The organism is Roseateles sp. So40a (assembly GCF_048081605.1).
Lineage (GTDB): Bacteria > Pseudomonadota > Gammaproteobacteria > Burkholderiales > Burkholderiaceae_C > Roseateles.
Genome location: NZ_CP182288.1, coordinates 1,539,453 through 1,556,966, shown reverse-complemented (window position 1 = coordinate 1,556,966; position 17,514 = coordinate 1,539,453). Strand labels below are relative to the sequence as shown.

The 17,514-nt window shown below is 68.8% G+C and carries 14 protein-coding genes and 1 other RNA gene; 8 read left to right on the top strand and 7 right to left on the bottom strand.

The window, feature by feature from the left end; translation table 11 throughout:
• Nucleotides 1-102: 102 nt before the first annotated feature.
• Nucleotides 103-1,377 (bottom strand): MFS transporter, encoded by a 1,275-nt coding sequence (locus tag ACNI65_RS07220; RefSeq protein ID WP_416762076.1) that lies wholly within the window; start codon nucleotides 1,375-1,377, stop codon nucleotides 103-105.
• A gap of 71 nt (nucleotides 1,378-1,448) precedes the next feature.
• Here ACNI65_RS07220 and ACNI65_RS07215 point away from each other — a divergent pair, with 71 nt between their 5' ends.
• Complete coding sequence (locus tag ACNI65_RS07215; protein WP_416762075.1) at nucleotides 1,449-2,342, top strand: AraC family transcriptional regulator; 894 nt, start codon at nucleotides 1,449-1,451, stop codon at nucleotides 2,340-2,342.
• Here the strand turns inward: ACNI65_RS07215 and ACNI65_RS07210 are convergent.
• Both ACNI65_RS07210 and ACNI65_RS07205 read right to left on the bottom strand, forming a co-directional pair.
• Nucleotides 2,279-2,641, bottom strand: a complete 363-nt coding sequence (locus ACNI65_RS07210) for a hypothetical protein (protein ID WP_416762074.1) — start codon at nucleotides 2,639-2,641, stop codon at nucleotides 2,279-2,281. The two genes, ACNI65_RS07215 and ACNI65_RS07210, sit on opposite strands and share 64 nt — an antisense overlap.
• A 95-nt stretch (nucleotides 2,642-2,736) precedes the next feature.
• The gene (locus ACNI65_RS07205; RefSeq protein WP_416762073.1) at nucleotides 2,737-3,414 is read right to left on the bottom strand and encodes a hypothetical protein; all 678 of its coding nucleotides are present in this window, start codon (nucleotides 3,412-3,414) and stop codon (nucleotides 2,737-2,739) included.
• A 332-nt stretch (nucleotides 3,415-3,746) separates the two neighbouring features.
• Between ACNI65_RS07205 and ACNI65_RS07200 the strand changes: the two genes are divergently transcribed.
• Nucleotides 3,747-5,750: a WD40/YVTN/BNR-like repeat-containing protein gene (locus ACNI65_RS07200; protein WP_416762072.1), complete on the top strand. Its 2,004-nt coding sequence runs from the start codon at nucleotides 3,747-3,749 to the stop codon at nucleotides 5,748-5,750.
• Between the two features lie 61 nt (nucleotides 5,751-5,811).
• On the opposite strand, the gene ssrA is transcribed toward ACNI65_RS07200, so the two are convergent.
• From ssrA to ompA, 4 genes are all read right to left on the bottom strand, one after another.
• Nucleotides 5,812-6,185, bottom strand: a transfer-messenger RNA (tmRNA) gene (gene ssrA, locus ACNI65_RS07195).
• A gap of 38 nt (nucleotides 6,186-6,223) precedes the next feature.
• Nucleotides 6,224-6,940 (bottom strand): phosphoglycolate phosphatase, encoded by a 717-nt coding sequence (gene gph / locus ACNI65_RS07190; RefSeq protein ID WP_416762071.1) that lies wholly within the window; start codon nucleotides 6,938-6,940, stop codon nucleotides 6,224-6,226.
• Nucleotides 6,937-7,638, bottom strand: coding sequence for a bifunctional 2-polyprenyl-6-hydroxyphenol methylase/3-demethylubiquinol 3-O-methyltransferase UbiG (gene ubiG, locus ACNI65_RS07185; RefSeq protein ID WP_416762070.1), 702 nt, complete (start codon nucleotides 7,636-7,638; stop codon nucleotides 6,937-6,939). The genes gph and ubiG overlap by 4 nt, the downstream gene beginning before the upstream one ends.
• Nucleotides 7,639-7,812: 174 nt before the next feature.
• Nucleotides 7,813-8,460, bottom strand: coding sequence for an outer membrane protein OmpA (gene ompA / locus ACNI65_RS07180; protein ID WP_416762069.1), 648 nt, complete (start codon nucleotides 8,458-8,460; stop codon nucleotides 7,813-7,815).
• 258 nt (nucleotides 8,461-8,718) lie between these two features.
• Here ompA and gyrA point away from each other — a divergent pair, with 258 nt between their 5' ends.
• The 6 genes from gyrA to ACNI65_RS07150 all read left to right on the top strand — a co-directional run bounded on the left by gyrA (nucleotide 8,719) and on the right by ACNI65_RS07150 (nucleotide 17,435).
• Nucleotides 8,719-11,406 carry a DNA gyrase subunit A gene (gene gyrA, locus ACNI65_RS07175; RefSeq protein WP_416762068.1) on the top strand — a complete coding sequence of 896 codons (2,688 nt, stop codon included), beginning with the start codon at nucleotides 8,719-8,721 and terminating at the stop codon, nucleotides 11,404-11,406.
• Nucleotides 11,407-11,408: 2 nt separating this feature from the next.
• The gene (locus ACNI65_RS07170) at nucleotides 11,409-12,023 is read left to right on the top strand and encodes a DUF2059 domain-containing protein (RefSeq protein WP_416762067.1); all 615 of its coding nucleotides are present in this window, start codon (nucleotides 11,409-11,411) and stop codon (nucleotides 12,021-12,023) included.
• 148 nt (nucleotides 12,024-12,171) lie between these two features.
• Nucleotides 12,172-13,299: a 3-phosphoserine/phosphohydroxythreonine transaminase gene (gene serC / locus ACNI65_RS07165; protein ID WP_416762066.1), complete on the top strand. Its 1,128-nt coding sequence runs from the start codon at nucleotides 12,172-12,174 to the stop codon at nucleotides 13,297-13,299.
• A complete protein-coding gene (pheA, locus tag ACNI65_RS07160) occupies nucleotides 13,292-14,443 on the top strand; it encodes a prephenate dehydratase (protein ID WP_416762065.1) in 1,152 nt (383 codons plus the stop codon). Before serC ends, pheA begins: the two co-directional genes overlap by 8 nt.
• 33 nt (nucleotides 14,444-14,476) lie before the next feature.
• Nucleotides 14,477-15,367 (top strand): prephenate dehydrogenase, encoded by an 891-nt coding sequence (locus tag ACNI65_RS07155; protein WP_416762064.1) that lies wholly within the window; start codon nucleotides 14,477-14,479, stop codon nucleotides 15,365-15,367.
• Between the two features lie 46 nt (nucleotides 15,368-15,413).
• Entirely contained in the window at nucleotides 15,414-17,435 is a 2,022-nt protein-coding gene (locus ACNI65_RS07150) for a bifunctional 3-phosphoshikimate 1-carboxyvinyltransferase/cytidylate kinase (protein ID WP_416762063.1), read from the top strand.
• The last annotated feature ends 79 nt before the right edge of the window (nucleotides 17,436-17,514 follow it).

The following is a 17,514-nucleotide window of genomic DNA, read 5'->3' as shown; positions in this document are numbered from 1 at the left end:
GACAATTCGGGGACAAGGCCGCGTAACGAGTCGAAAGAGCTGAGACAGCGCGCGTTCAACGCGGGCCGGCAGGCTCGTTCAACGCGAACCGGCAGGCGCCCTTCAGCGCTTGCGCGTGTCCGGCAGGAACGCGGTGGCCAGGCCCAGCAGCGGCAGGAAGGACGTCAGGCCGTAGACCCAGACGATGCCGTGCACGTCGGCCAGGTGGCCCAGGCCGGCCGCGCCGATGCCGCCGATGCCGAACATCAGGCCGAACATCACGCCCGAGACCATGCCCACGCGGCCCGGGACCGCTTCCTGCGCGTAGACCACCAGCGCGGCGAAGGCCGAGGACATCACCAGCCCGATCGCCACCGCGAGCACCCCGGTCAGCGTCAGGCCCACATGGGGCAACGCCAGCGCGAACGGCGCCACCCCGAGGAAGGACACCCAGATGACGGCTTTGCGTCCGATGCGATCCCCCACCGGCCCCCCCGCGAAGGTGCCCGCGGCGACCGCGGCCAGGAAGATGAACAGGTAGAGCTGGCTCTGCTGCACGCTCAGCCCGAAGCGCTGGATCAGATAGAAGGTGAAGTAGTTCGTGAACGACGCGATGTAGACGAACTTCGCGAACATCAGGATGGAGATGACGACGATCGCGCGGATCACGTCCTTGCGGCCCAGCCCGCCGGCGGCGTTGCGCGCCAGGCTGGAGACCGTGGCCTGGCCATGGCGCAGCGTCCAGCCGGTGATGCGCGACAGCACGAAGATCGCCAGCGCGGCTGCCAGCATGAACCAGGCGACGGCGGTCTGGCCGTAGGGGATCACGATCGCGGCGGTGAGCAGCGGTCCCACTGCGGAGCCCGTGTTGCCCCCGACCTGGAAACACGACTGCGCCGTGCCGAATCGCCCGCCCGAGGCCATGCGCGCCACGCGCGAGGCCTCGGGGTGGAAGGTCGCCGATCCGACGCCCACCACCGCCGCCGCGACCAGCAGCATCTCGTAGGAATGCGCGAACGCGAGCATCGCCACGCCGATCAGCGTCGCCACCATGCCCAGCGGCAGCAGGTAGGGCTTGGGATGCTTGTCGGTGTAGAGCCCGACCCAGGGCTGCAGCAGCGAGGCGGTGATCTGGTAGATCAGCGCGATCCAGCCGATCTGGCCGAAGCTCAAGCCGTAATTGGTCTTGAGCATCGGATAGATCGACGGCAGCACGGCCTGGATCAGGTCGTTGAGCAGGTGCGCGAAGGCCGCGGCGCCGACGATGGGCAGCAGGAAGCGCGGCGCGGCGGGCGTGGCCGCGGCGAACGTGGAGGACGGCGCAGACGTGACGGAGCCCGCCACGGCGGCGGAGCGTGCCGCGTCAGCGCGGGCCAGGGTGGCGGAGTCGGTGGTCATGGACCGCGAGATTAGGGAGATCCCGCCCGTCCGTCTCGCTCCATTGCGACAAAACTTGTAGAGTTTGGGACATGCAACCGAAGAGCGTACAACGTTTCCAGGATTTCCACGACACGCCACGCCCGACGGTGGCGATGGAAGCCGACTACCCGTCCGGCACGGTCAACGACTGGCACAGCCACCCCCGCGCCCAACTTCTGTATGCCATCGACGGGGTGATGCTGGTGCACGCCGGGACCGGCTTCTGGGTGGTTCCGCCCAATCGCGCGTTGTGGCTGGTGGCCGGCGAGCGCCACAGCGTGCGCATGGCCGGGCTGGTGCGCATGCGCACGGCTTTCCTCGACGCGCCGCGGCTGGGCGGACTGCCCGACCGCACCTGCGTGCTCAACGTGTCGGCGCTGCTGCGCGAGCTGCTCGTGGAGGCGGTCCGGGTGCCGGTCGAATACGCCGAACAGGGCCGTGATGCGACGCTGATGACCTTGCTGGTCGAGGAGGTCCGCCGGGCGCCGACGCTGCCGCTGCACCTGCCGATGCCGGCCGACGAGCGGCTGCGCGGTCTGTGCGAGGCGCTGGCGGAGAAACCGTCCGATGCGGCGACGGCCGCCATCTGGGCCGAGCGCATCGGCGTCGCGGCCAAGACGCTGCACCGGCTCTTCCAGAAGGAGACGGGCATGCGCTTCGCGCAATGGCGCGAGCAGGCGCGGCTGCTCTTCGCGTTGCGGCGCATCGCCGAGGGCGCGCGCATCGTCGACATCGCCTTCGACTGCGGATACTCGAGCCAGAGCGCCTTCACGGCGATGTTCCGACGGCACTTCGGCGCGCCGCCGTCGAGCTTTCACGGCGGGCGTGAACCGGTGGGGTCCGCCGCGGCCGCAGGAGCCGCAGGAGCGGCCCCCAGGGATCAGACCATGCCCAGCCCCGACAGCATCGACACGCCGCCCATCGCCACCATCACGGCGGCGTAGAAGTAGGCCATCTTCGGCGTGGACGGATAGGACAGCTTCACGCAGAACCAGGCCAGGCCGCGCAGCAGGAAGGTCTTGTGGCTGTAGAAGACGCTGGCCAGGAACATCAGGCCCAGCACGATCAGGTAGATGCCCATCGTGACGGACTTGGCGGCGCCCTCGGCGCGCAGCGTCAGGACCATCAGCGCCGCCAGCACGCCGATCAGCGAGTAACCGAGCAGCTCGCCGCGCTCAACAGGCGGTTGCGACGCGGGCGGGGTGTCGGGCTGGGGATCAGGTCGGGGGGAACGGGACGTCATCGTGGGGAGGCTTGGATCGCGGCGCGCAGCATACCGCGCCAGGCTTGCCGACCGGCGCGGCCGCCCACGGCGCGACGAGGCGCCGCCGCCCGGAATTACTCCGGCAGCTCGAAGTCGGTGCCCAGGATCTCGGTCTTGAAGAGCCGGGAGGTCGCGCGGTCGACCGGCAGGCCGTCGATCTCCTTGGCCACGCCCGAGAGGTAGGACTGGAAGGCCGCCCGGTCCTGCGGGTAGAAGCGCCACGGCATCGGCGCGCTGGCGCAGTCCACCGCGAAGTGGCCGACGTAGACCACCTCCCCGGCGCCCACGCGGAAGCTGCCCGTCTTGGAGACGTCGTCGGTGATCAATGTGCCGCGATCGCTGGCGAAGGCGCCGACCTCGCTCAGCGACTTCGCGGCCTTGATGCGGTAGCTGCTGAACAGATACTCGCCCGGCTCGACGATGAACGCGAAGTTCACGAAACGCGCGCTCGCGGGCAGCAGCGAGTCGTCCTCGAGCAGCAGGTCCACCGGCTCCGAGCCCGACTTGCCGGTCCCGGCGCGATCGAATCCGAGCGATTGCAGCTGGGCGTTCTGGAAGGCGCCGCACTTCCAGCGCCTGGCCCAGTTGGCGGAAATCAGCACGACGCCCTTGCCCGAGGCCGCCCCGCCCGCCGCCTCATAGGCCTTGCGCGTGAACGGCGTGACGCCGCCGGACCGCCCTTCCTGCGCGACCCCCAGGCCCAGGGCGGCCACCGTCATCACGACGCCCCCCATTCGTGCGGTGATGTTCAAGGTCCGCCCTCGTCAAGGATGGGCGGATGGTAGGGGAGATCCTCCGATCGGGGGTCTCGGACTACCCGGTGACGGGGATTCCTGGCCTGGGGCTACACCTTCGCCGGCACGCCCCGCACGCTGGGGCTCAACGCGAAGATTCGAGCTCTGAACGCGAGCGCCCCGCCCCCGGGGCGCCAGCCACGTCGCAGCGTGGGCACGACACTTCTGTAACTTTCGGTGGTGCCGTGGTCGGACCTGTTCCGGACCGATGCCAGCTTGAAGATACTCCCGGGTCTACCGCCCTGCGCAGCGGTCGCATCGTGCGGCGGCCAGGGGCGCGTCCCACCATCATGATTCCAGCCATCGCCCGTCACCGCCCGCGTCACGCGCGTCTGAACTGCTCCTCGCTTCGCGTGCTCCTGGCCGCGATGGCCACCGCCGGGCTCGCGGCCTGCGGCGGCGGATCCTCCGAACCGGACGCCGATCCCGCGGAAAGCCCCGCGAAGGTGGCCGCGACGCTGGTTCGCGTCGCCGCAGAGCCGGCGGGCGGCCACTGCGCCGCCGGCGGCACGCGGGTCCAGTCGGGTCCGGATACCGATGCCAACGGCCAGCTCGCGGATGCGGAAGTCGTCAACACGCAGTACGTCTGCAATGGCGTGCCTGGCAGCACCGGCGCCGCCGGGCCATCCATGCTCGTCAGGGTGCGAGCCGAGGCCGCTGGCGCGAACTGCGCACAGGGAGGTTCGGCTGTACTGGCCGGGCTGGACGCCAACGGGAATGGCGCGCTGGAAGACGGCGAGGCCGGCAGCGTCGCGTATGTATGCAACGGATCCAACGGATCCAACGGTTCGAATGGCAGCAGCGGCCCCACGGGGCCCACCGGGCCCACCGGCCCCACCGGCCCCACCGGCCCCACTGGCCCCACTGGCCCCACTGGCCCCACTGGCCCCACTGGCCCCACTGGCCCCACTGGCCCCACTGGCCCCACTGGCCCCACCGGCGCCTCCGGCCTGGACGCCTTGATCACGGTCATCGCTGAATCCGCCGGCGCCAACTGTGCCTATGGCGGTCAGCGCGTGCAGTCGGGCCAGGACGCCAACCGCAATGGCGTGCTTGACGCGGGGGAAGTCTCCGCGACCTCCTACGTCTGCAGCGCCGCCCCGGCCGATACGCGGTGGGTCAACGTGACAGGCTCCGCCGTGCAGGCCGAATCAAATACGGGCTATCTGGCGAACTCGAGCACCGCCGTCGTTGTCACCTTGCCTGCATCCCCCGCCATCGGCGACTGGATCAAGGTCACCGGTGCCGGGAGCGGCGGCTGGACGATCGCGCAGAATCCCGGCCAGCGCATCTCGACGGCAGGCCTGCCAGGCGGGAACCTGATCGGCTGGACGGCACGGGCGCCCGTCGCCTCGTGGACCGGCACGGCCATGTCGGCCGACGGGACGCGCCAGGTCGCCGTCGCCGCGTCCGGAGAGCTGTACAGCTCGACCAACTCGGGGGCGCTGTGGGTGCAGTTGCTCAGCGGTCAGCCCTGGTCCGGTGTGGCCACCTCGTCCGACGGCCTCAGGATCCTGGCATCCACCAACGGCGGCGCGCTCTACATGTCCATCGACGGCGGGGCCAACTGGACCAACGACGGCAGCAGCCGGGCCTGGACCGCCGTCGCAAGTTCGGCTGACGGCTCGCGTCTCGTTGCCACGGCGTATCTCGGACAGATCTGGACGTCCTCGGACAGCGGCGCGAGCTGGACGGCGCGCGACAGCAACCGCGCGTGGCGGAGCGTCAGTTCATCCGCAGACGGTCGCGTGCTGGTCGCCGGCACGAATGGCGGCCAGCTCTACGTGTCGACCGATTTCGGGGTGAGCTGGACCGCCCGCGCCTCCGCCCAATTCTGGTGGGGGACGTCGGCGTCGGCGGATGGCAAGCGGCTCTACGCGACGGTCGACACCGGCGCCGTCTGGCGGTCTGACGATTTCGGCACCACCTGGGACTCGGTCGCGACCAACCGCGATTGGCGCGGCATCACCACCTCCGCGGACGGTCGTCATGTCGTCGCGGCGACCAGCGGCGGCCGCCTGCAGGAATCGGCTGATGGCGGTCAGACGTGGCGTGCCACCGCCGATGCGGGGGCGTGGACGTCCGTCGCGAGCAGCGCCGACGGTCTGACGCTGTTGGCCGGCAAATCGGGCGCGGCGGTGTACGGTGGAACGCGCCGGACCTCGACTACCTTGGGCGTGGGCGGTTCACTGTCCGGTGGACAGGGGGACGCGATGCACCTGCAATACGTCGGCGGCGGCGTGTTCATGCCGATCAGCTACGTATCGGCCAACCTGACGTTCACCCCGCAGTGATCGTGAAGCGGAAAAACAAAACCCCTGCCCATGGTCTTCCATGAGCAGGGGTCGTCTTGAATGGTGGAGCCGGCGGGAATTGAACCCGCGTCCGCAAGCCTTTGCCGGGCAGTTCTACATGCTTAGCTCTCTGATTTGGATCTCGCCAACCCAGTCGCGCAGGAGCACGCTACCGGATCAGCCAGCACCCTAAATCTCGCCGTCACCCAAGGTGCACGAATGACAGCCAGCCAATGTGAATAACCTCTCTGTGTCAGGACTTGCGTCCCGTCACCCGGCCCATCGGCCAACCGGTGAGAGGTCCGCGGGGTTTAAGCCGCGAGAGCGTACGTTTGATCGTTCGCAGTTGGTTTGTTCCAGATGGATTTACGAGGTGCCTGGCCCTCGGCATGCCCTACTCCGACTCCGTACCCACGTCGAAACCAGGTCGGCCCCAGAGAGAGAAGTCTCGGATTATGCCAGTGTCGTGACGCTCACGCGCGAAGCCATTCGAGCAGCTCCTCCGGCGTGTCGACGATGACGTCCGCGCCCCAGGCCTCGATGGGCTCGCCATCGCCCAGGTAGCCCCAGCGCACCGCCGCCGTCAGCATGTGGGCCGCGCGGCCGGCCGCGATGTCGCGTGCGTCGTCACCGACGTACACGCAGGCCTCGGGCGGCACACCGGCCCGGCGCGCCGCTTCCAGCAACGGCGCCGGATGCGGCTTGGCGTGCGGGGTCGTGTCGCCGCCGACCACGGCCGCCGCGCTGTCCATCCAGCCCAGCCCGCGCGCCAGCGGCAAGGCGAATCGCTCCGACTTGTTGGTGACGATGCCCCAGCCCAGACCCGACTTCGCGAGCGCCTCCAGCATCGCGGCCACGCCGTCGAATGGCGCGGTCGCGCGCAGCAGGCGCTGCTCGTAGCGGTCGAAGAATTCATCGCGCAGCGCCGGGAAGGTCGCCTCCATCGGCGACACGCCAAAGGCCACGCCCATCATCCCGCGCGCCCCCGCTCCGACCATCGGCCGCAGCCGCTCGAACGGGACTTCCGGCAGGCCGCGGGCCGCGAGCATCTCGTTGGTCGCACCCGCGAGATCCGGGGCGCTGTCGACGAGCGTGCCATCGAGGTCGAACAGCACCGCGCGGATGGCCGCGCGTGCGGCCGTGGCAGGTGCAATCGCCGCCGTTTGCGGCATCGGCAGGACGGCGCTCATGAAGGTCGGCGGCAGGCCAGCAGATAGTTGACGTCGGTGTCCGCGTTCAACGCGTAGCGCTGGGTCAATGGGTTGAAGGTCAACCCCTTGGCGCCCTGCACCTCCAGACCGGCATCGCGGCACATCTGCGCGAGCTCCGACGGACGGATGAATCGGGCGTACTCGTGCGTGCCCGCAGGCAGCATGCGCAGCACGTACTCCGCCCCGACGATCGCGAACAGGAAGGACTTGGCGTTGCGGTTCAACGTGGACAGGAACACCCAGCCGCCCGGCTTCACCAGTTGACCCAAGGCCGTCACCACCGAGGCGGGGTCGGGCACGTGTTCCAGCATCTCCATGCAGGTCACGACATCGAAGGACGCGGGGCGCTGAGCGGCGAGATCCTCGACGGCGATCTCCTGATACGCGACGTTCTCGGTGCCGGCCTCCATCGCGTGAAGCTCCGCCACGCGCAGCGACTTGGTCGCCAGGTCGATGCCGAGCACGTTGGCGCCTTTGCGCGCCATCGCGTCGGCCAGGATGCCGCCGCCGCAACCGACGTCCAGCGCCGTCTTGCCCTGCAGGGCACAGAGCCCATCAATCCAGTTCAATCGCAGCGGATTGATCTGGTGCAGGGGCTTGAATTCACTTTCGGTATCCCACCAGCGGTGGGCGAGTTCGCTGAATTTCTCCAGCTCTTTTGCGTCGACATTCGCCATGGGCGCAATGGTAGCCGAGCCCACCCGCGCCGGGCACGACATCGCCCCGCATCCCCGATGGCCAGCGCATTCGCGCCGATGACACGGGCATGAAAAAACCCCGCGAGCCTGACGGCTGGCGGGGTTTCGCGGGCAGTGGCCGAAGCCACCTGCCACGGATCGCGAACGATCCGATTACTTGACGGCGCGGGTACCGACCACTTCGATTTCGACGCGGCGGTTCTTGGCGCGGCCTTCCGCGGTCTTGTTGTCGGCGATGGGCTGCTTCTTGCCCTTGCCTTCGGTGTAGACGCGGTTCTTTTCCAGACCCTTCGAGACCAGGTAGGTCTTGACGGCTTCGGCGCGATGCACCGACAGCTTCTGGTTGTAGGCGTCCGTGCCGATGCTGTCGGTGTGACCGACGGCGATGATCACTTCCAGGTTGATGCCACCCGTCTTCGAGATCAGGTCATCCAGCTTGGCCTTGGCTTCAGGCTTGAGGACCGACTTGTCGAAGTCGAAGAAGGCGTCAGCGGCGTACGTGACCTTCTCGCTGGTCGGTGCGACCACCGGAGCGGGCGTCGGTGCCGGCGTCACGGCCGGAGCCGGTGCCGGAGCGGGCGGAGCCACGACCGGAGCAGCCACCGGCTTCAGGGCGCCGTCGCAGTCCTTGGCAGCCGTTGCGGGCGTCCAGAAAGCATCGCGCCAGCACAGCTCGTTCGTGCCGTTTTTCCAAACGGTGCCATCCGTAGCGCGCCAGTTGTCCACGGTTTGGGCCATCACGCCCGAGGTGGCCACAGCGGCGACAGCAAAGAGCGCTGCCACGCGGTTCAGTTTCTTCATGATTCTCCTCTCAAGGAAAGCCGCAGTTGCCCTGCGAAACGTCCAATGTCGGAACTAAAACCTCAGGAGTTCCCTGACCAAGGGTTTCTCCTAGGGACGAACCGATTGTGCCATAGGGCAACAGGACGCCTCCATTCTCGCGGCACGCACCGCAACTGTTCATGAACCTGTTGCGCAAGCACGACAAGCGCGCGCAATTAGAATCCCTGTCTTCCGATCTCTCCAGAGGCCGCGCATGTCCGTGCGCGCCCCAAGCGCATGACCCAGTTCGCCAAGGAAACCCTGCCGATCAGCCTCGAAGAGGAGATGCGCCGCTCCTACCTGGATTACGCGATGAGCGTGATCGTGGGTCGCGCCCTCCCCGATGCGCGTGACGGCCTCAAGCCGGTGCATCGTCGCGTGCTCTTCGCGATGCATGAGCTCAACAACGACTGGAACCGGCCCTACAAGAAGTCGGCCCGTATCGTCGGCGACGTCATCGGTAAATACCACCCGCACGGCGACAGCGCCGTGTACGACACCATCGTGCGGATGGCGCAGGACTTCTCGCTGCGCCACATGCTGGTGGACGGTCAGGGCAATTTCGGCTCGGTCGACGGCGACAACGCCGCGGCCATGCGATACACCGAAATCCGCCTGTCCAAAATCGCCCATGAAATGCTGGCCGATATCGACAAGGAAACCGTCGATTACGGCCCGAACTACGATGGCAGCGAGAAAGAACCGCTGGTATTGCCCGCGCGCCTGCCGAATCTGCTGATCAACGGCGCCGCCGGTATCGCGGTCGGCATGGCCACGAATATCCCGCCGCACAACCTCAATGAGGTCGTCGACGCCTGCCTGCACGCGCTGAAGAATCCGGAATGCTCGATCGACGAGCTGATGGAGATCATCCCGGCACCGGACTTCCCCACGTCGGGGATCATCTATGGCCTGTCGGGCGTGCGCGAGGGTTACCGCACCGGCCGCGGCAAGGTCGTGATGCGCGCCAAGGTGCATTTCGAGGACATCGACCGTGGCCAGCGCCAGGCGATCATCGTCGACGAGATCCCCTATCAGGTGAACAAGAAGACCCTGCTCGAGCGCATCGCCGAGCTGGTCCAGGAAAAGAAGATCGAGGGCATCAGCCACATCCAGGACGAGTCCGACAAGTCCGGGATGCGCGTGGTGATCGAGCTCAAGCGCGGCGAGGTCCCCGAGGTGGTCCTCAACAACCTGTACAAGCAGACGCAGCTGCAGGACAGCTTCGGCATGAACATGGTGGCGCTGGTCGACGGCCAGCCCAAGCTGTGCAACCTGAAGGACCTGATCACGGTCTTCCTGGAGCACCGCCGCGAGGTCGTCACCCGCCGCACGGTCTACGAACTGCGCAAGGCCCGCGAGCGCGGCCATCTGCTGGAAGGCCAGGCCGTCGCGCTGGCCAACATCGACGACTTCATCGCCGTCATCAAGAACAGCCCCACCCCGCCGGTCGCCAAGGCCGAGCTGATGGCGCGGGCGTGGGATTCGTCGCTGGTGCGCGAGATGCTGTCGCGCGCCGAGACCGAAGCCGCCGGCGGCCGCAACGCCTACCGTCCGGAAGGCCTGCCAGCCCAGTACGGCCTGCAGGAAGACGGCCTGTACAAGCTGTCCGACGCCCAGGCCAGCGAGATCCTGCAGATGCGCCTGCAGCGCCTGACCGGCCTGGAACAGGACAAGGTCGTGGGCGAGTACCGCGACGTGATGGCCCAGATCGCCGACCTGCTGGACATCCTGGCCACGCCCGCCCGCGTGACGACGATCATCGGCGACGAGCTGGGCTCGGTCCGCCAGGAGTTCGGCCAGACCAAGCTGGGGGCGCGCCGCAGCGTGATCGAGCACAACGCGCAGGAACTCGGCACCGAGGACCTGATCACGCCGACCGACATGGTCGTGACCCTCTCGCACACCGGCTACATCAAGAGCCAGGCGCTCAGCGAGTACCGCGCGCAGCGCCGCGGCGGCCGCGGCAAGCAGGCCACCGCGACGAAGGACGACGACTGGATCGACCAGCTCTTCATCGCCAACACGCACGACTGGATGCTGTGCTTCAGCAATCGCGGCCGCGTGTACTGGCTCAAGGTCTGGGAAGTGCCGCAGGGCTCGCGCAACGCCCGCGGCAAGCCCATCGTGAACATGTTCCCGCTGCAGCCTGAAGAGAAGATCAACGTCATCCTGCCGCTGACGGGCGAGTTCCGCAGCTTCCCGGAAGACCACTTCATCTTCTTCGCCACCGCGCTGGGCACCGTCAAGAAGACCTCGTTGAAGGACTTCAGCAACCCGCGCAAGGCCGGCATCATCTCGGTCGACCTGGACGAGGGCGACTACCTGATCGGCGCCGCGCTGACCGACGGCCAGCATGACGTGATGCTGTTCTCCGACGGCGGCAAGGCCGTGCGCTTCGACGAGGACGACGTCCGCCCGATGGGCCGCCAGGCCCGCGGCGTGCGCGGCATGATGCTCGAGCCCGACCAGCGCCTGATCGCGATGCTCGTGGCCGAGGACGAGACCCAGAGCGTGCTGACCGCCACCGAGAACGGTTACGGCAAGCGCACCAACATCGCCGAATACACCCGCCATGGCCGCGGCACGAAGGGCATGATCGCGATCCAGCAGAGCGAGCGCAACGGCAAGGTCGTCGCCGCGACGCTGGTGCGTCCGGAGGACGAGATCATGCTGATCACCGATACCGGCGTGCTGGTGCGCACGCGGGTTGCCGAGATCCGCGAGCTGGGTCGCGCCACGCAAGGCGTGACGCTGATCTCGCTGGACGAGGGCGCGAAGCTCTCGGGCCTGCAGCGCATCGTCGAGAACGATGCAAACGAGTCCACCGACCCCACCGATGCGGACGCCAGCGGTCCCGCCGGTTCCGATGCCGGCGACGCCACGGGCGCCGCGGGCGACTCCACTCCCGACGTGAAGGAATGACCTTGTTGCTGAAGTCCATCCAAGCCGGCGTCATCGCCGCATCGCTGCTGGCGAGCCCCGTCGTCTTCGCCCAGAAGGCCGACAGCCCGCAGTCCAAGAAGGACCTGATCGCCCGTCTGCTCAAGCTGCAGCAGCCCGCCATCGAGGCGCTGACCATGAGCGTGCTGACCCGTCCGGTGCAGGAGCTGGCCGCCAAGGCCGCGCCGGCGCTGCGCAACGTGCCCGAGGCGCGCCGCGAGGCCGTCGCCAAGCAGATCGACACCGACCTGAAGAAGTTCGTCGACGACAACGCCAAGCCGCTGGTCGACAAGGGCCTGAAGCTGGCCCCGTCGACGATGGGCGTGGCGCTGGACGAGAAGTTCACCGAGGACGAGCTCAAGCAGCTGCTGGCCTGGCTGGAATCGCCGGTGAGCCGCAAGTTCGCCGAGTCCTCGCAGGAACTGCAGAGCATCTACACGAAGAAGCTGATCGACGACAACGGCAAGGCGCTGGACGACAAGTTCACCGCGCTGCAGGCCAACGTCGCCAAGCAGCTGGGCCTGGAGCCCGCGCCGGCGCAGCCGGGCGCCTCCGCGGCCAAGCCGGCCGCCAAGCCCGCGCCGACGCCGAAGAAGTAAGCCGCGGCGGCGGCCCCGTGCCGCCACCGTGACCGGAGGGCGGCTCGCGCGGCCCGCCGGTTTTCGCGAGGCGCCGGCGGACGGGTCCGCCCGTCCCCGGTCCTCGCGCCCCCTTGCCCGCACACCCCGCGCTCACCCCGCGCCCGCCATGTCCGCCTCCCGCCCGTTCAATTTCTCCGCCGGTCCCGCCGCCCTCCCGCCCGAGGTCCTGAGCCAGGTCGCCGAGGAAATGCTGGATTGGCACGGTTCGGGCATGAGCGTCATGGAGATGAGCCATCGCGGCCGCGAGTTCATCTCGATCTACGAAGCCGCCGAGGCCGACCTGCGCGAGCTGCTGCAGGTGCCCTCGAACTTCCGCATCCTGTTCATGCAGGGCGGCGGCCTGGGCGAGAACGCCATCCTGCCGCTGAACCTGTCGCGCGGCGGTGCGGTCGACGTGGTCGTCACCGGCTCCTGGTCGAAGAAGAGCGCCGCCGAGGCCCGTCGATACGCCGACGTGCGCATCGCCGCCAATGGCGCGGACCTCGACCCCGACGGCGGCCGCTACCTCGCCATCCCCGATCCCGCGTCCTGGCAACTGCGCCGCGACGCCGCCTACGTGCACGTCTGCACCAACGAGACCATCGACGGCGTCGAGTTCTCCACCCTGCCCGACCTGAAGGCGCTGGGCCACGACGCGCCGCTGGCGATCGACTTCTCCTCGCACGTGGCCTCGCGCCCGGTGGACTGGTCGCGCGTGGGCATCGCCTTCGCCGGCGCGCAGAAGAACATCGGCCCGGCCGGCCTGACGCTGGTCATCGTCCGCGACGACCTGCTGGGTCACGCGCTGCCGATCTGCCCCTCCGCCTTCGACTACAAGATCGTGGCCGAGGCGCAGTCCATGTACAACACGCCGCCGACCTTCGGCATCTACGTGGCGGGCCTGGTGTTCCAGTGGCTCAAGCGCTTCACGTACGGCGGCAAGACCGGCTTGGCCGCGATCGAGCAGCGCAACGTCGACAAGGCGGCCCTGCTCTACGCCGCGCTGGACGGCTCCTCCCTTTACGAGAACCGCGTGGCGGCCGCGTGCCGCTCGCGGATGAACGTTCCGTTCTTCCTCCGCGACGAGCGTCTGAACGACGCCTTCCTGGCTGGCGCCAGGGAGCGGGGGCTGCTGCAACTCAAAGGCCACAAGTCGGTGGGCGGCATGCGGGCATCGATCTACAACGCGATGCCGCTGGAGGGCGTTCAAGCCCTGGTAAGCCACCTGAAAGACTTCGAGACCCGACATGGCTGACACGCCGAACACCCCCCTGCCCGACGCACCGGGCGCTGCCCCCGTGCCGCCGGCGCCGGTGGCCGATCCCGAGCTGCTCGCGCTGCGCGACCAGATCGACGCGCTGGACAAGCAGCTGCTGACGCTGCTCAACGAGCGCGCCCACGTCGCCGAGCAGGTCGGCGAGATCAAGCGCCGCGACGGCACGCCCTTCTTCCGCCCGGACCGCGTGGCGCAGGTGATCGCCAAGATCCGCGGCGCCAACCAGGGCCCGCTCAAGGGCGAGCACGTCGCCGCGATCTGGCGCGAGATCATGTCCGCCTGCCTGGCGCTGGAGTCGCCCCAGCGCGTGGCCGTGCTGGGCCCGTTCGGCACCTTCTGCGAGCAGGCCGCGGTCGAGTACTTCGGCGGCGCGGCCGACCTGATCTACTGCAACAGCTTCGACGAGGTCTTCCACGCGACCGCCTCGGGCAGCGCGCAGTACGGCGTCGTCGGCGTCGAGAACATGACCGAGGGCGTGGTGACGCGCTCGCTCGACCTGTTCCTGCACACGCCCACGCACGTCGTCGGCGAGGTCAGCCTGCTGATCCGCCACAACCTGCTGCGCAAGGAGAACTCGCTGCAGGGCATCGAGGCCGTGCTGGCGCATCCGCAGGCGCTGGCGCAATGCCAGAACTGGCTGTCCAAGCACCTGCCCAACGCGGAGCGCCGCGCGGTGTCCAGCAACGCCGAGGGCGCGCGCCTGGCCGCGGAGAACCCGGCCTACGCCGCGATCGCCAGCGAGCGCGCGGCGACGCTCTTCGGCCTGCACATCACCGCGCACGCGGTGCAGGACGAGGCCTACAACCGCACCCGATTCGCCGTGATCTGCCTGCCGCAGACCATGGCCACCCCCCCGGCCACGGGGCGGGACTGCACCAGCCTCATCGTGTCCGTGGCGAATCGCCCGGGCGCGATGCATGATCTGCTGGTTCCGTTGAAGAAGCATGGCGTGTCCATGACACGCCTGGAATCGCGCCCGGCGCGCACCGGACAGTGGGAGTACTACTTCTACATCGATCTGGACGGCCACCCGTCGCAGCCGCATGTCGCGGCCGCGCTCGCGGAGCTGCGCGAGCTGTGCGCGTTCTACAAGGTCATCGGCGCTTACCCGCTGAAGTCCTGACGCTGACGTCTTGAGCGAAAGAGGTTTCTCGCGATGTACAACCAACTCGGCGTGATCGGTTGCGGCCTGATGGGCGGATCGTTCGCGCTGGCCATGAAGAAGGCCGGCCTGGTGCGCCGCGTCGTCGGCTACAGCAAGAGCCCGTCCACGACCGACACCGCCCGCCGGATGGGCGTGATCGACATCGCCGCGGAGTCGGCGCTGCTGGCCGTGTCCGGCTCGGACATCGTGCTGGTGGCCGTGCCCGTCGCCGCGACCGAATCGACGCTCAAGGCCATCCGTCATCTGGTGCGCGCCGACGTGCTGATCATGGACGTGGGCTCGACCAAGAGCGACGTGGTCGACGCGGCCAAGCGCGCGCTGGGCAAGCAGTTCCCGAGCTTCGTGCCGGCGCATCCGATCGCGGGCAAGGAAAGCGCGGGCGTGCAGCACGCCGACGCGACGCTGTACCAGGGCAAGCAGGTCATCCTGACGCCGCTGGACCAGACCAAGCCGGAGATGGTGCAGGCCGCCACCGACGTGTGGTCCGCGCTGGGCTGCCAGGTGCTCAAGATGGCGCCGCATCACCACGACGAGGCCTTCGCCGCGGTCAGCCACCTGCCCCACCTGCTCGCGTACGCCTATTTCAGCTCGGTCGCCCGACAGCCCTCGGGCCGCGACTTCCTGAGCCTGGCCGGCTCGGGCTTCCGCGACTTCACCCGCATCGCCGCGAGCGATCCGACGATCTGGCGCGACATCCTGATGGCCAACAAGCAGGACCTGCTGACCCAGTCGCAGCGTTTCCGCGAGGTGCTCGACCAGATGGAGCAGGCCATCCGCCAGGGCGACACGCACGCGCTCGAGACGATGATCCGGCAAGCCTCCGAGGGCCGCGCGCAGTGGCAGCTCGCCGCGCCGGCCTCGAGCCCGTCCAAGTCCAAGTAATCCAACCCCTCCCGCGGGCGCGGCGCCGGCCGCGCTCCACCGCGCCATGTACAAGATTCCCTTCCTGGACCTGCCCCCGCTGCGCGGCGCCGCGGGCACCGTGTCCCTGCCCGGCTCCAAGAGCATCTCCAACCGCGTGCTGCTGCTGGCCGGACTCTCGGACGGCGTCACGCGCGTGCACGACCTGCTGGCCTCCGACGACACGAAGGTCATGCTGGCCGCGCTGCGCGAGCTCGGCTGCGCGCTGGAGACCGACGCCGAGGGCGTGCTGTCGGTCACCGGCATCGGCGGCAGGCTGCGCACCGGCGAGGCCAAACTCTTCCTGGGCAACGCCGGCACGGCGATGCGCCCGCTGACCGCGGCGCTGGCGCTGCTGGCCGCGACGCAGGGCGGCAGGTTCGAGCTCTCGGGCGTGCCGCGCATGCATGAGCGCCCCATCGGCGACCTGGTCGACGCCCTGCGCGCGCTGGGCTGCCCGATCGACTGCCTGGGCCAGGAGGGCTACCCGCCGCTGCGCCTGTACGGTCCCGCCCCGCTGACGCTGGACGCGCCGGTGCGCGTGCGCGGCGACGTGTCCAGCCAGTTCCTGACCGCGTTGCTGCTCGCGCTGCCGCTGGTCGCCGAGCGCGACATCGTCATCGAGGTCACCGGCGAGCTGATCTCCAAGCCCTACGTCCACATCACGCTCGAGCTGCTGGCGCGCTTCGGCGTGCAGGTCGAGCGCGCGGACGACTGGCAGCGTTTCGTCATCCCCGCGGGCAGCCGCTACCGCTCGCCGGGCGAGGTCCACGTCGAGGGCGACGCCTCGTCGGCGTCCTACTTCGTCGCGCTGGGCGCGATCGCCGCGACCGATGCACCGGTGCGCATCGAGGGTGTGGGCTCGGCCTCCGTGCAGGGCGACGTGCGCTTCGTCGAGGCCGCGCAGGCGATGGGCGCCCGGGTCGAGATCGGCCCGAACTGGCTGGAGGTCCGCCGCGGCGCCTGGCCGCTGAAGGCGCTGGACCTGGACTGCAACCACATCCCGGATGCCGCGATGACGCTGGCGGTGATGGCGCTGTACGCCGACGGTCCGACCACGCTGCGCAACATCGCGTCCTGGCGCGTCAAGGAAACCGACCGCATCGCGGCGATGGCCACCGAGCTCGGCAAGCTGGGCGCGCGCGTCGAGGAAGGTCCGGACTGGCTGCGCGTGCATCCGCTCAAGGCCTGGAAGCCGGCCGCGATCCACACCTACGACGACCACCGCGTGGCGATGTGCTTCTCGCTGGCCGCGTTCAACGGCCTGCAGGACGACCGGGTCGGCCCGGCCGTGCCGGTGCGCATCCTGGATCCGCAATGCGTGGCCAAGACCTTCCCGGAGTATTTCGAGACGCTGTTCGGCGTCGTGCGCGCCGAGGCCGCGGACATCCCCGTCATCACCATCGACGGCCCGACCGCCTCGGGCAAGGGCACGCTGACCGACGAAGTGGCCCAGGCGCTGGGTTATGACGTGCTTGATTCGGGCGCGCTGTACCGGGTGACCGGGCTGGCCGCCTCGCGCCGCCACATCGACCTGAACGACGGCGACGCCGTCGCCGCGCTGGTGCCGACGCTGGACCTCAAGTTCGAGTCCGGCCGGGTGCTGCTCGACGAGGAGGACGTCTCGGCCGACCTGCGCCAGGAAGCCACCGGGCTGATGGCCTCGCAGGTGGGCGCGCATCCGGCGGTGCGCCGCGCGCTGCATCAGCTGCAGCTGGATTTCCGCCGCCTGCCCGGCCTGGTGGCCGACGGGCGCGACATGGGCACGGCGATCTTCCCCGCCGCGCCGCTCAAGGTCTTCCTCACCGCGAGCGCGGCCACGCGGGCCGAGCGGCGCTACAAGCAATTGATTTCCAAGGGCATTTCGGCTAATATCGACAGCTTGCGCGCTGATCTGGAAGCGCGGGACGCACGCGACAAAGGTCGCAGCGCGTCTCCGCTGCAGGCCGCCGCGGACGCGATCGAGCTGGACAACTCGCAGCAGACCATCGGGGAATCCCGTGACCTGGTGCTGAGCTGGTGGCAGGAACGGCGTCCGTTCAAGGCCTGAGCTCAACGCGCAAATGGAGCGTCACCCCTCCCTCCGGACGCCAGTCCACTGGGGGTGACGCATTCGACAACCTAACCCG